General features: G+C 71.8%; 11 protein-coding genes, 1 tRNA gene and 1 pseudogene. 3 read left to right on the top strand and 10 right to left on the bottom strand.

Annotated elements, in window-relative coordinates; genetic code table 11:
• The first annotated feature begins 48 nt into the window (after window positions 1-48).
• Window positions 49-124: transfer RNA gene (locus REH70_RS12590), tRNA-Ala, on the top strand.
• Between the two features lie 478 nt (window positions 125-602).
• Here REH70_RS12590 and REH70_RS12585 read toward each other — a convergent pair.
• The 6 genes from REH70_RS12585 to REH70_RS12560 all read right to left on the bottom strand — a co-directional run bounded on the left by REH70_RS12585 (window position 603) and on the right by REH70_RS12560 (window position 7,127).
• Window positions 603-1,208 (bottom strand): response regulator transcription factor, encoded by a 606-nt coding sequence (locus REH70_RS12585; protein ID WP_310747624.1) that lies wholly within the window; start codon window positions 1,206-1,208, stop codon window positions 603-605.
• A gap of 7 nt (window positions 1,209-1,215) precedes the next feature.
• Window positions 1,216-2,403 carry a sensor histidine kinase gene (locus REH70_RS12580; RefSeq protein WP_310747622.1) on the bottom strand — a complete coding sequence of 396 codons (1,188 nt, stop codon included), beginning with the start codon at window positions 2,401-2,403 and terminating at the stop codon, window positions 1,216-1,218.
• A 21-nt stretch (window positions 2,404-2,424) separates the two neighbouring features.
• A complete protein-coding gene (locus tag REH70_RS12575; RefSeq protein ID WP_310747621.1) occupies window positions 2,425-3,159 on the bottom strand; it encodes an ABC transporter permease in 735 nt (244 codons plus the stop codon).
• Window positions 3,156-4,058, bottom strand: coding sequence for an ABC transporter ATP-binding protein (locus tag REH70_RS12570; protein ID WP_310747619.1), 903 nt, complete (start codon window positions 4,056-4,058; stop codon window positions 3,156-3,158). Before REH70_RS12570 ends, REH70_RS12575 begins: the two co-directional genes overlap by 4 nt.
• A gap of 545 nt (window positions 4,059-4,603) precedes the next feature.
• A complete protein-coding gene (locus REH70_RS12565; protein ID WP_310754277.1) occupies window positions 4,604-4,936 on the bottom strand; it encodes a PEP-utilizing enzyme in 333 nt (110 codons plus the stop codon).
• A 907-nt stretch (window positions 4,937-5,843) separates the two neighbouring features.
• The gene (locus REH70_RS12560) at window positions 5,844-7,127 is read right to left on the bottom strand and encodes a PEP/pyruvate-binding domain-containing protein (protein WP_310747618.1); all 1,284 of its coding nucleotides are present in this window, start codon (window positions 7,125-7,127) and stop codon (window positions 5,844-5,846) included.
• A 121-nt stretch (window positions 7,128-7,248) separates the two neighbouring features.
• Between REH70_RS12560 and REH70_RS12555 the strand changes: the two genes are divergently transcribed.
• Window positions 7,249-7,644, top strand: coding sequence for a hypothetical protein (locus tag REH70_RS12555; RefSeq protein ID WP_310747616.1), 396 nt, complete (start codon window positions 7,249-7,251; stop codon window positions 7,642-7,644).
• Here REH70_RS12555 and REH70_RS12550 read toward each other — a convergent pair.
• Window positions 7,641-8,459, bottom strand: coding sequence for a PfkB family carbohydrate kinase (locus REH70_RS12550; protein ID WP_396134747.1), 819 nt, complete (start codon window positions 8,457-8,459; stop codon window positions 7,641-7,643). The genes REH70_RS12555 and REH70_RS12550 overlap by 4 nt on opposite strands.
• On the opposite strand from REH70_RS12550, the gene REH70_RS12545 reads away from it, so the two are divergent.
• Window positions 8,424-8,678, top strand: a complete 255-nt coding sequence (locus REH70_RS12545) for a hypothetical protein (protein ID WP_310754467.1) — start codon at window positions 8,424-8,426, stop codon at window positions 8,676-8,678. The genes REH70_RS12550 and REH70_RS12545 overlap by 36 nt on opposite strands.
• Window positions 8,679-8,737: 59 nt before the next feature.
• Here REH70_RS12545 and REH70_RS12540 read toward each other — a convergent pair whose 3' ends face one another.
• The 3 genes and pseudogenes from REH70_RS12540 to REH70_RS12530 all read right to left on the bottom strand — a co-directional run bounded on the left by REH70_RS12540 (window position 8,738) and on the right by REH70_RS12530 (window position 12,275).
• Entirely contained in the window at window positions 8,738-10,090 is a 1,353-nt protein-coding gene (locus REH70_RS12540) for a glycoside hydrolase family 32 protein (RefSeq protein WP_310754274.1), read from the bottom strand.
• Between the two features lie 183 nt (window positions 10,091-10,273).
• Entirely contained in the window at window positions 10,274-11,353 is a 1,080-nt protein-coding gene (locus tag REH70_RS12535) for an ABC transporter ATP-binding protein (RefSeq protein ID WP_310747615.1), read from the bottom strand.
• Window positions 11,350-12,275, bottom strand: a pseudogene (locus tag REH70_RS12530) (ABC transporter ATP-binding protein). Before REH70_RS12530 ends, REH70_RS12535 begins: the two are co-directional and overlap by 4 nt.
• Window positions 12,276-12,283 lie beyond the last annotated feature (8 nt).

Raw genomic sequence — 12,283 nt, 5'->3', positions numbered from 1 at the left:
TCCCGTCCGGTCGTGACCTAGACTTCACGGGCGCCGCAAGGCGTGAACGGGGCTGTGGCGCAGCTGGTAGCGCACCTGCATGGCATGCAGGGGGTCAGGGGTTCGAGTCCCCTCAGCTCCACCATCGGTACTGATCAGAGGCCATCCCGGAGTCCTTGCCCAAGGAGCCCGAGATGGCCTCTGATCGTTCACTGCACGCGTCGCCGTCGCGCAGGGCGTGGACACCACCCAGACCACTGCCTTGCGCCTCTCACGTCCTCGACGTGCTGTCCCTGGCCCCGGCCGGACCCTGCGGTTCACCATCGCGTTCTTCAGCCAGGTCGACGACCGTGGCCTGACATCGACGAGCGGAGCTCCGGGCGCACTGGGGACGTGGCGAAGGTGCGCAGGGCTCGACGACCGCGGGTCCATCCGACGTGGATCCGCGTGAGTCCAGGTGGGGCTCGCGTCGGCCACCCACCACTGGAGTGTCCGCGGCGGGTATCGGTGTCATCCCTGACCGACCGGAGTGGTCCTGACCTCGGGGAACGACCTGCGGCCGACGCCGGCGGGTGCCGGTGATGACGTTCGGCTCGCACACCACACCGGCTGACCGGAGCCGCTCAGAGCCACCCGCGTCGACGGGCCGTCGCTGCCGCTTCGGCGCGGTTGCGGGCGCCCAGCTTGGCAATCGCCGAGGACAGGTAGTTGCGCACCGTCCCCTCGGCGAGGTGCAGGCGGGCGGCGATCTCGGCGTTCGGGCTGCCGTCGGCGGCGTTGCGCAGCACGTCTCGTTCGCGGTCGGTGAGCGGGTCCTCGGCGTCCCAGGCCGCCACGGCGAGCTCGGGTGAGATCACCCGCTGGCCGCTGTGCACCCGCCGCAGCGTGTCGGCGAGCTGCTCGATCGGGGCGTCCTTGAGCACGTAGCCGGCCACGCCGACCTCGAGCGCGCGGCGCAGGTAGCCGCTGCGCGCGAACGTCGTGACGATGACGACGCGGGTCCGCGCGCCCCGCCGTGCGAGCTCGGCGGCCACGTCGAGCCCGCTGCGACCCGGCATCTCGATGTCGGTGAGCAGCACGTCCGGGCGCGCGCGCAGCACCGCCGCGAGCGCCTCGTCGCCGTCGGCCGCCGTCGCCACGACCTCGATGTCGGGTTCGAGGGCGAGCAGGGCCGCGAATGCCCCGAGCACCATCCCCTGGTCCTCGGCGAGCACGGTGCGGATCGTCATGTCGCGCCTACCGCTTGGCTGGTCCAGGTCGTGGGGCCAGGCCCCGCACCGGCACCGCGACGATGAGCGTCGTGCCGCCGTCCATGCGTCGGTCGACGTGACCACCGAGCGCGGTGATGCGCTCGCGCATGCCGGACAACCCGGACCCGTCGGGTGCGCCGGTACCGCGTCCGTCGTCGGCGACCGTCAGGCGCACGTCGTCGCCGGCCGTGACGACCTCGACACTGCACGAGCGCGCGTCGGCGTGACGCACGACGTTCGTGACGGCCTCCCGCACGGCCAGCGCGACCGCGGCCTCGACCGCGGGCGACATCGAGACCGTGGTGTCGGTGTGGACACGCAGCTGGACGCCGGCCGCGGTGAGCACGTCGCGGGCGATGTCGATCTCGGTGTCCAGCGCGTGGTGGCGCCACCCGCTGACCGCTGCGCGGACCTCGGTCAGCGCGTCGCGGGCGAGCTGCTCGACGTGGGCGGCCTCGGCGGCGGCGCGCGCCGGGTCCGACGGTGCGACCTTCCGGATCAGCTGGGCACGCACGACGATGCCGGTGAGCGTGTGGCCGAGCAGGTCGTGCAGGTCACGGGCGATCCGCTCCCGCTCGCCGAGGGTGGCCAGCCGCTCGATCCGGACGTTGTCGACCCGCAGCCGAGCCGATTCGCGCAGGTTCTCGGCCTCGGTCAGCACCGAGGTGCCGATCAGCCACACGAGCACGACCGGGACCGCGAACGCCCCGAGCCGGAACGGCATCTCCATCGGGGACAGCGCCGCGAGGACGACCAGCAGCACGCTCAGCGCGACGAACGACCGGCGTGCGGCCCGAGGGGACGACGATCCCGCGGCGAACGCCGCGGAGTAGACGACGAAGACGGTCCCGGTGGAGACGAACCCGACCGTCGCGACGCCCAGCAGGGCGAAGATCACCGCGACGACCGCCTTCGTGCGGTCCGTCCCCAGCTCCCCCACCACCACCAGGGCCACGCCGATGGCGATCAGCGCGATGATCGCGAGCCAGTCGGCGGCCTGCGAGCCGGTCGTGGCCCCGGTGCCGGCGCCGACGACCTGCAGCATCGGCTCGAACGTCAGCGTGCCGAGGAACATGACGTACCACCACCGGTTGACACCGCGGCGCAGACCACCGGCGGGCAGCCGACCGGTGTGGTCGGCCGACGCCGTGGTCCGCGGCTGCTCGGTGGTCACCTGCCTCACACCTGCCTCCACTCACGCCCGCATCGAACGGTACGCGCCGGCTGCCAGCGCTGCCGTCACCCCGGTGGCGGCGAGCAGCGCTGCGACGTTGTCGACGATCGGCTCACCGAGCAGCAGCCCCAGGCCGAGCTGGGACGTGTGGTAGGTCGGCAGCCACACCGCGACGTCCTGCACGAACGCCGGGAGGACGTCCAGCGGCATCCACAGCCCGCCGGCGATCGCCATCGGGAGGAACACCGCGTTGATGACGGCCGGTGCCGCGCGTCCACGGGCGACGAACCCGACGGCCATGCTCAGCAGCGCGAACGGCAGCGAACCGAGCAGCAGCAGCCCGGCGACCTGCAGCCACGTGCCGAGGTCGGTGTCGAACACGCCCATCGCGACGGCGGTCAGGCTCATCGCGGCGTAGACACCGAACGCGACGGGAAGGCTGGCGGCGACCTTGGCAGCCAGAGTCGTGCGCACGGGGACCGGCGAGACCCGCTTGATCCGCAGCCAGCCCCGCTCACGGTCCTCCGCGATGCCGATCCCCGGCGTCAGGGCGACGGAGATGACGCCGAAGGCGCCAAACGTCGCGAGCATGAGCGTCGCGCCGGACACCGGCCCGTCGCCCCCCGTCCCGAACAGCGTGGCGAACACCGCGAACATGCCGACCGGCATCGCGATGGAGAAGAACACCGCGATCGGCTCGCGGACGATGGCGTACAGCTCGTCGCGGATCTCGACGGCGAGCACTGAAGCGGTCATGCGACTACCTCCTGGAGTTGCTGCGTGGTCATGGCGACGATGGCCTGCTCGAGCGTGGCGCCCTCCACGCGCAGGTCGGTGACCGCCGGGTCGGCGGCGAGCAGGGCCCGGACGGTGGCCTCGGCGCGGCCGCTGATCGCGCGCATCCGGCCGTCGACGACCGCGACGTCGAGCACGCCGGGCAGCGAGCCGAGCTCGTCCTCTCGCAAGACCGTCCGTGCCGAGACGGCACGGTCGGGCAGCTGTGCCGTGAGGTCGGCCGGGCGACCGCTGGCGATCACAGCCCCCTCGTGCAGCACGACGACGCGATCGGCGACTCCGGCTGCCTCCTCGATCTGGTGGGTGGTGAGCAGGACGGCGGTGCCCCGATCCCTGCGTGCAGCCAGCGTGGTCCAGAAGCGACGGCGGGCCTCGATGTCGAGCCCGACGGTCGGCTCGTCCAGGACGAGCAGGGTGGGATCCACGACGAGCGCCATCGCGAGCTGCAGACGCTGTTGCTGGCCGCCGGACAGCTCGGTGACCCGGCGCCTGGTCAGCTTCTGCAGGCCGACCTCGGTCAGGACGGCGTCGGCGTCGGATGCGGGTCGGCCGGCGCGGACCGCCCATCCTCCGACCAGCTCGCGGACGCTCAACGTCCGCGGGAATCCGGCGTGCTGGTGCACGACGCCCAGGCGGCGGCGCGTGGCCGGCAGGCGAGGGTCGGCGCCGTCGATCCGCACCGCACCGGCGGTCGGCGCCAGCGTGCCCGTCAGCGCGCTGACGAGCGTCGTCTTGCCCGCGCCGTTGGGCCCGAGCAGTGCGACGCACTCGCCGGCAGCGACGGTGAGGTCGACGCCGCGCAGCGCGTGCGTCGTCCCGTAGCGGTGATCCAGTCCGCGGATCCTCACGACGTCGGTCACGGTCATCTCCTCTGTCGAGAATGTGATGACCTCACTGTGGCGACAGCGGACTACCCCGAGTAGTGAGCGCCGTCAGAACCTGCACCTGACAGAAGTCATACGGCTGCGAGCCGGCAGGCGACGAGTCCTGGGCCACCGCTGACCGTCAGCCGCGAGACATCGGGGGCCGACGAACCTCCCGGAGTACGCGGGCTCATCCTTCAGCGCTTTCCACCAGCTCACCGGAAACTCCCACAGTGTTCCCGGAACCGATACCGCGCCGTCCGCGCCGATGCTGGCCCGAACCGGCCGTGGTCAGGGTTTCGAGTCCCTTCAGCTCCACCCAGAGGTCCGGCCAGTGGCCACGTCGGGGGTGTGCCGAGGTGAGTCGTCGGGGCCATCGGCACCTCACGAGTCGACTCGATCGAGTGGTCGACCGACGACGTCCGCACATCCGCTACCCGCACGAAGCCGGCAGCGTGCCGACTTCGACGCGCTGTGGCACCCGCCTGAGCGTGCGCGCCGGGCCCTCGACCGGCTCGCTGTCGCGCGGTCTCAGGCGATCCTCAGGACAGACCCCGTGCGGTACCGCGGCCTCGGGGAGCGCGTCCCCGAGCGCTGCTCCTCGTCGGCCCGCGAGGGGCCGGTGGTGTGGCGGCCGTCTCGTTCTCCGGGTGCACGACGCCGGCGTCGCCGTCGACGCGGACGAGCTGACCGGTGCGCAGCACGCTCGTGCCGTCGCCTGTGCCCATGACCGCCGGGATGCCGTACTCGCGCGCCACGATCGCGGCGTGCGAGGCGAGGCCGCCATGGTCGACGACGACGGCGGCCACGCGCTGGAACAAGGGGGTCCAGGACGGGTTGGTCGCGGCGCAGACCAGGACGTCTCCACGCCGCACCGTGGAGAACTCGTCGGGCCCGTGGACCACGCGGACCGGGCCGATGGCCCATCCGCCGCCCCCTCCGACCCCGTTGACCGGTGCACCAGCCGAGCGGGGGCGGTTCGGTAGAGCGTCGCCGTGGCGATGAGCGGGCTGGACGCAAGCTCGGCGTAAGCCGACCTTCTCCGCCGGGCGGTGGTGCGCAGGTCAGCATGGACGCCGCGGTCGGCGACCGGGTCATCGACCGCGACCAGCTCGTCCAGGGCGAGCATCCACACGTCCGCCGCGTCGTCCAGCACGCTCGCCTCTCGGAGCCGGTGGCCCGCCTCGTCGATCGCGCGTCGGACCGACGGCATGACCCGGGTGAGCTCGAAGTGGGTGTCCTCACGGAAGGCCACCCCGGCCGCGGCGCGGTAGACCAACCGCGTGACCAGCGCCTGCGAGCGGGTCAGCCGCACCAGGGGATGCCGGGTCAGCTCGTGGAGCGCGACCGCGCTGCGGGTGCCCGCTGCGCCGCGCTCGCCAGGCTCGTCGCGGTCCAGCAGCACCCGCACCAGCGCGAGCACCGTGGCGGGGTCGTCCACCCAGCTCGGCTCGCGTACCAGCAGGATGCTCGCGGTCTCGCGGTGCCCGAACGTGCTCATGAACTCGTGCAGCCGCTCGCGCAGCTCGACCGCGGCGTCAGCGGTGGCGACGAAGGCCGGGAGCTCCTCGGGGGCTGCAGCGTTCATTGCGTCGGTGAGCCGCGGATCGTGCCGCACCAGGTCGGCGAGCGCGTCGAGTGCCAGGTTCGCTGCCTTGGTCCTCGTCGGTGCGTCAAGGATCAGGTCGGCGAAGAGCGCGCCTGCCCCCAGCACAGCGAGGAGAACCCGGAGGCGGGCCAGTGCCAGCGCGGCGGCCGGCAGGTGGTCGATGCGCAGCCCTGTCACCAGGTCCACCGGCCGGGCCGCTCGTGCCGGCAGGCTGACCAGTTCGCTCCACGCGAGCTCGACCGGGTCGGCTGCCTCCAGCGTGCGGACCTCGTCGCGGAAGTGGCCGTACCGGGGGTCGGTACGCCAGTCGTCGAGTCGCATCTGCCGGGGCACTCGGACGGACCGCCAGAGCTGGACGGGGTCGCCCAGGTGGGCCTCGGCCGGGGAGGCACGAAGGCCCGGACGACGTCGTCGTCGGCAGGCAGAACCGTGTCGAACCGCAGCACCACACCCACCATGCCCGCGAGCATGAGCTCGAGGTGCCTGGCGATCGTGGGCCGGATCCACGCGGTCAGCTCCATCGGCAACGGTCGTCGCGGCAGGAGTTCGAGGATGACCGGCCCGATCCGGCGCTGGAGCGTGGTGAGGCGGATCGGCGGTGGAGGCAAGGCCGTCATCGGCCGAGCCTGGAGCACCCACAGGTGCGCGCCCTGGATGGCCCACTCGATGTCCTGCGGCCGGCCGAAGTGAGCGGTGGCCCGCCGACCCACCTCCGCCAGACGGGTGAGGTCGCTGTCCGGCAGGCCGGGCAGCGACCCACCGGGGACGGCTCGAGGCCCTGAGCCGTCGCCCTGGGGGACGAGCACGACCTCTTGTCGACCTGCACGCCGCTCGACGATGCGGGCGTGGATGTCGAGGACCGTGTGCTGGGGAGTGACCAGGCCCGAGACGACGGCTTCACCCAGGCCGGGGTTGGAGTCGATGACGATCCGCGTCCGGTCGCCCGTGACCGGGTCCGCGGTGAACATCACCCCCGCGTGGTCGGCGGCGACGAGCCGCTGGACGACGACCGCCATCGCCAGGCGAGCTGAATCGATCCCCAGTCGGTTCCGGTACGAGACGGCGCGCTCGGTCCACAGCGACGCCCAGCACCGGCCGACCGCGGCGACCACGTCGTCAGTTCCGAGCACGTCGAGGAAGGTGTCCTGCTGGCCCGCGAACGCGGCGCCGGGCAGGTCTTCCGCCGTGGCGCTCGACCGGACCGCGACCGGCCCGGCGCCCAACCGGTCGTAAGCCCTCGCTACGGCGTGCGCCACCCGGGTGGGCACGCGCACCGCCACCGACGACTCACGCGTGTCGTGGTGCGCGAGCCGGTAGGCAGCGGTGGTGACGACGAACCCGCCTGGGACGTCGAACCCCGCACGGACGAGCTCTCCCAGATTGGCGCCCTTGCCTCCGGCCACGGCGAGGTCATCGAGGGACAGCTCGGACACGTCACGACAGAAGTCGTCGTCCATACCGCGAGCGTAGTGCCGGTCACGTCGAGCGTTCTGAAGCACCCCGGGTCCGGTGGAGGCTCGGCGCCGATCGGGGTGTCTGGTGACGGCACCGTGACGACCGGACGGTTCGGTGGCAACCGTGGGTGCGTTCACGGCGGTCGCGGCGGTGGGTCTGAGCATCGAGTCGATGCTCGACCGCCGGCTCAAGGCCGCGTTCGCCGTCGACCCGACCCTGTTCAACCGGCAGCCCAAGGCGCGCCTGGTCCGCACGGAGCAGTCCGACCCGACGTCGGCCGGCACGGGCACCGGGATCGACGTCCGCATCGCGCGCGTCCACCTGGCCGGACGACCGCCTCCGCCAGCACGGGACGCGGCATCGGACGACGGTGCATCGCGCGCGCGGCGTGGATCGGCCGGGCGCGCGGCGGTCTCGAGTAGCTCGAGCTCGGCGGGCACCAGCTGGTGGGCGACCAGGACCGAGCGGACGCGAAGGCGTTCGTCGGCCTCCCACCATCCCGCGTGCTGCTGGTCCTAGTCGTCGAGCTCGTCGAGCTCGTCGAGCTCGTCGAGCTCGTGGAGGTCGGGTGGCGCGGCGCCCGGGCGGGAGACGGTGGTGGCGGCCGCGCGGGACGCTCGACGCGCCACGTCCTGCATGCCCTGGGTGCTGATCCTCGACAGCTCCGCACGCTGCTCGACCCCCAGCAGTCGGCTGCGACCGAGCCCGTCGATGAGGGCGGACATGAAGGCGTCACCCGCGCCGACGGTGTCCGCCACGGGGACGACGGTCGGCTCGATCTGCACGACACCAGCGCGGGTCGCGCACACAGACCCTTCGCTCCCGCGCGTCACCACGACGACCGCGGGCCCTCGATGCAGCCAGTCCTGCGCGATCTGCACCGGGTCCGCCCCGGGGTAGAGGAACGCGATGTCCTCGTCGCTGGCCTTGACCACGTCGCTCAACGCCACCAGCTGGTCGACCCGGGTGACGGCATCCTCGTGGTCGGGCAGCAGCGCGCGTCGGATGTTGGGATCGAAGCTGATGCTCGACCGCCTGCGCATCTGCCCGACCAGGGCCTGGACGGAGTCAGCGCCGGGGGCCATCAGCGCTGCGATGGACCCGGTGTGGACGTGCAGAGGCGTGCGAGGCAGATCCGTCGGGGGCAACGTCCACGTGATGTCGAACGTGTATGTCGCGGCGCCGGTGTGGTCGAGATGGGCCACAGCCGACGGCGTGGCGGCACCGTCTGGCCCGGGAGCCGGCACGGTGAGCACCTTCACCGCGGCTCCGGCGAGGTGAGCACGGATGAGGTCTCCGTGGTCGTCCTCGCCGATCTGGGTGAGCAACGTCACGTCGTTGCCCAGTCGGGCCAGGCCGAGGGCGACATTCGCGGGGCTTCCGCCGGGATGGGTGGCCGGCGGGCCGGAGAGCGGCTGAACGATGTCAGCGACGACCTCGCCGATGACGAGATGTTCACCGGTCGGGTGCGGCGACGGCATGGTGCTCCTGTCCAGATCGGGTTTCGCGGAGTCGTGTCTCCGGTGCGCTTCGCCGGTCGGCGTGCGGTGTGATCGCTCGTCGGCCGACCGGTCGCGGGGCCGTGGCGTGGCGTCGTGTCACGGGTCGACGGTCACCGGGCGGGTGACGGCTCCAGGTGCAGTGTGGTCAGCGGCTGATGGGGGAACACCTGTTGCGTCACGGTGACGAGACCCCCGTCGACGTACACCTCCAGGATGCTGGCGTCGACGACGATCTTCAGATGGGTGGTGGCCCCGTCGCCATCGATGAGCGGGGCGGCGTCGACGGAGGGGAAGGCGGGATGGAAGTCGACTGCGCCGCTCCGGGTCCGGTCGCACGTGATGGTGCGCTCGTCGCCGTCGACGGCGATGGTGACCGTGCCGCTGAGCGGATCGCCCGAGCCGAGGACGACGTCGGTCCGGTGCCCGGGTGACGAGGGGATCTCGAGATCGAAGACGCGCACCGCAGACGGACTGTGCGGGAGCACGGGCTGCTGCGCGACGCGGAGGCGCCCGTCCGAGCACCGGACCAGTCGCAGCTCGCGGACGAGGGACATCCCGGACCGCCACGGGTGCGTGGGTGTGTCGTTGGCGTAGTCCCAGTTGCTCGCCCATCCGATCATCAGCCGACGACCGTCCGGGGCGTCGTTGAACGTGACCGCCGCGTAGTAGTCACGCCCGTAGTCGAGCCAGTCGTAGTCGGCCGGCTCCGTGGAGCGGGAGAGGCGGTCGGGGGTGAAGGTGGAGCCGTCGAAGTCACCGATGAAGTACTGGGTGCCCGACCCACCGGCGATGGCGCCCGGGTTGAGACTGACCACGAGGACCCATTTCGTCCCCCCGGTGTCGGGTGCGGCGAGGGGGAACAGATCGGGGCACTCCCAGATGCCACCCACCGCGTGGGCAGGCCCGAAGGTGGACTCCCGGGTCCAGTCGAGCAGGTTCGGCGAGCTGTAGATGACGACCTGGCGATCCACGGCCTGCACCGCGGCCATCACCCAGCGCCCATCGTCCCCGCCGTGCCAGAAGACCTTCGGGTCGCGGAAGTCCGACGAGCCGGTGTCCAGCACGGGATTGTTCGCGTAGCGGGTCCACGAGTGGCCATCGTCGAGGCTGTACGCCAGGGACTGCGCCTGGATTCCCGGACGACTCGACGCGCTCGTATAGGCGCTGGTGTAGATGGCGACCAGTGCGGTCTGCCCGGGCCCGGCGAACCCGGCGGTGTTGTGCACGTCGACCACGGCACTGCCCGAGAACACGTTCTCCTCGGCCGTGTTGGGGATCGCGACCGCGTGCTCGGACCATGTGACGAGGTCGGTGGAGGTGGCGTGACCCCACGACATGGGGCCCCAGACCTGTCCCTCGCGGTTGTTCTGGAAGAACAGGTGGTAGACGCCGGCGTGGTGGAGCAGCCCGTTGGGGTCGTTGAGCCAGGTGTCACGTGCGGTGAAGTGGGCGGCAGGCCGCAGATGCGGGTGGCGGCCGCGGTGGGTGGCGCGGCGCCGGACGCGGGCACGGTCGGAGTCGGGTTCACGGAAATCCTGAGGTCGTAGGTCGGTCGGGTCGGTCGGGTCGGATGAATCGTGGGCGTCGCGCTCGGTCCTGGTGGGCGGGGACCCGGGCGTCAGCGCTGGACTGGTCTGCGCAGCGGCTCAGCGTGCGGCGGGGTCCACCGGATCCGCCGAGTCCACGGCCAGGGCACGAGATGCGACCTCCGCGGCGGGCCGGTAGAGGTGGCAGCGGACCCAGTGCCGGTCAGCCGCCGTCCCGACGTCGTGGCGGACGGGTTCGGTGCGGCTGCAGGGCTGGTGCGGGTCCCCGGCGAAGGGGCAGGACTCCGCGTGGAGGACTGCGGCGCGGAGCCTCGCTCGTTCGGCGGGGTCGTACCTGCCGGCCCGCAGGGGGTCCGGCACGGCGGACAGGAGCAACTGGGTGTACGGGTGGGCCGGCCGGGCCATGAGCGCCATGGACTCCCCGCTCTCGACGAGCTCACCGGCGAACATGACCGTCGTCCGGTCCGCGACGTACCGGGCGGAGGCCAGGTCGTGCGTGATGAAGAGCATCGAGATGCCGCGCTCGTCGCGCAGCCGGCGCATGAGGTTGAGGACGCCGATCCGGACCGACACGTCGAGCATCGAGGTGGGCTCGTCCGCGAGGATCACCTCGGGTTCCATGGCGAGTGCGCGGGCGATGGAGACGCGCTGGCGCTGGCCGCCCGAGAGCTCGAAGGCGCGCGAGTCCAGCATGTCCGCGGGCAGGTCGACCGTCGCCATCAGCTTCTGCACCAGCTCGCGCATCTGGTCGGATCCCTTGGCTCGGCCGTGCAGCCGGGCAGCCCGCTCGAGGAACTGGTGGACCCGGTGGGCCGGGTTCAGGGAGCCGAACGGATCCTGGAACACCATCTGCACCTTGCCGCGGTACTCCCGGGACGCGCGCCGCGGCTCGCTGCGGAGCACGTCGACGCCATCGACGAGGATCTGTCCCGCGGTCGGCTTCTCGAGGCGGGCGATGCAGCGTGCGATCGTGCTCTTGCCGCTGCCCGACTCACCGACGAGCGCCATGATCTCCCCGCGCTGGAGGTCGAGGTCGACCGAGCGGAGCGCGCGCACGACCGTGCGCGAGAAGAGGCCCCCGACCGGGAAGTCGACACTCAGTCCCCGGAGGCTGATCACGGCGTCCGGCGCCGCCGCGGTGTCCGTACGGGTGCCGACTGCGGGCGCTGAGGTGCTCATGCTCGTCCTCCATCGATGACGGTGCCCACCGGCACGGGGGCGACCCAGTGGCCGGGCTCTTCCTCGCGCATGTCGGGGATGTCGGTGAACCGCACACCCTCTCCCAGGCCCACGAGGGGCGTGTGGGGTCCGGACAGCGGGGGAAGGCGTTGATCAGGGCGCGGGTGTAGGGGTGCAACGGGTTGGCGAACATGGTGGTGGCCTCGGCCGTCTCGACGAAGCGTCCGGCGTACATGACGGCCATCCGGTGGGACAGCTCGATCATCAGCGACATGTCGTGGGTGATGAACAGGACCGAGAACCCCAGCTCGCGCTGCAGCTCGGCGATCTGCGCCATGATCTCCTGCTGGACGACGACGTCGAGCGCGGTCGTCGGCTCATCCATGATGAGCAGCTGGGGCCGCAGAGCCACGGCCATCGCGATGACCACGCGCTGGCGCATGCCGCCGGACAGCTGGTGCGGATAGGACTTCAGGCGCGAGGGGTCGATCCGCACGAGCTCGAGCAGCTCGGCCGCCCGGGCCCGCGCCTTGCTCTTCGGCAGGCGCTCGTGGGTGGTGAAGATGTCGACGATCTGGTCACCGACGGTCATGACCGGGTTGAGGGAGTTCATGGCCGACTGGAAGACCATCGCGATCTCCCGCCACCGGAGCGCGCGCAGCTCCTCGGCGTCCAGAGTGAGGATGTCTCGTCCCCGGAACCGGATGGAACCGCCCGTGATCGCGGCGGGCGCTCGCAGCAGCCGCATGATCGCGTTGGCTGCGGTGCTCTTGCCGCACCCGGACTCGCCGGCCAGCCCGAAGACCTCGCCCTTGCCGATCTGGAAGCTGATCTGGTCGACGGCGCGCACCGTGCGGTACTCGCCGTGGTACTCGACGGACAGGTCCGAGACCTCCAGGACCGGTGCGTCGCCTCGTGACAGGGGAGCGT

Source organism: Cellulomonas sp. ATA003 (genome assembly GCF_031582905.1).
Lineage (GTDB): Bacteria > Actinomycetota > Actinomycetes > Actinomycetales > Cellulomonadaceae > Pengzhenrongella.
Note: the sequence above shows the minus strand (reverse complement) of the source record. Positions and strands in the feature narration are given on the sequence as shown.

Bases quoted from the DNA above. Each gene is read 5' to 3' on its own strand.
- REH70_RS12560 (WP_310747618.1), bottom strand. From the start codon at position 7,127: ATGGACGACGACTTCTGTCGTGACGTGTCCGAGCTGTCCCTCGATGAC.
- REH70_RS12535 (WP_310747615.1), bottom strand. From the start codon at position 11,353: ATGAGCACCTCAGCGCCCGCAGTCGGCACCCGTACGGACACCGCGGCG.
- REH70_RS12585 (WP_310747624.1), bottom strand. From the start codon at position 1,208: ATGACGATCCGCACCGTGCTCGCCGAGGACCAGGGGATGGTGCTCGGG.
- REH70_RS12575 (WP_310747621.1), bottom strand. From the start codon at position 3,159: ATGACCGCTTCAGTGCTCGCCGTCGAGATCCGCGACGAGCTGTACGCC.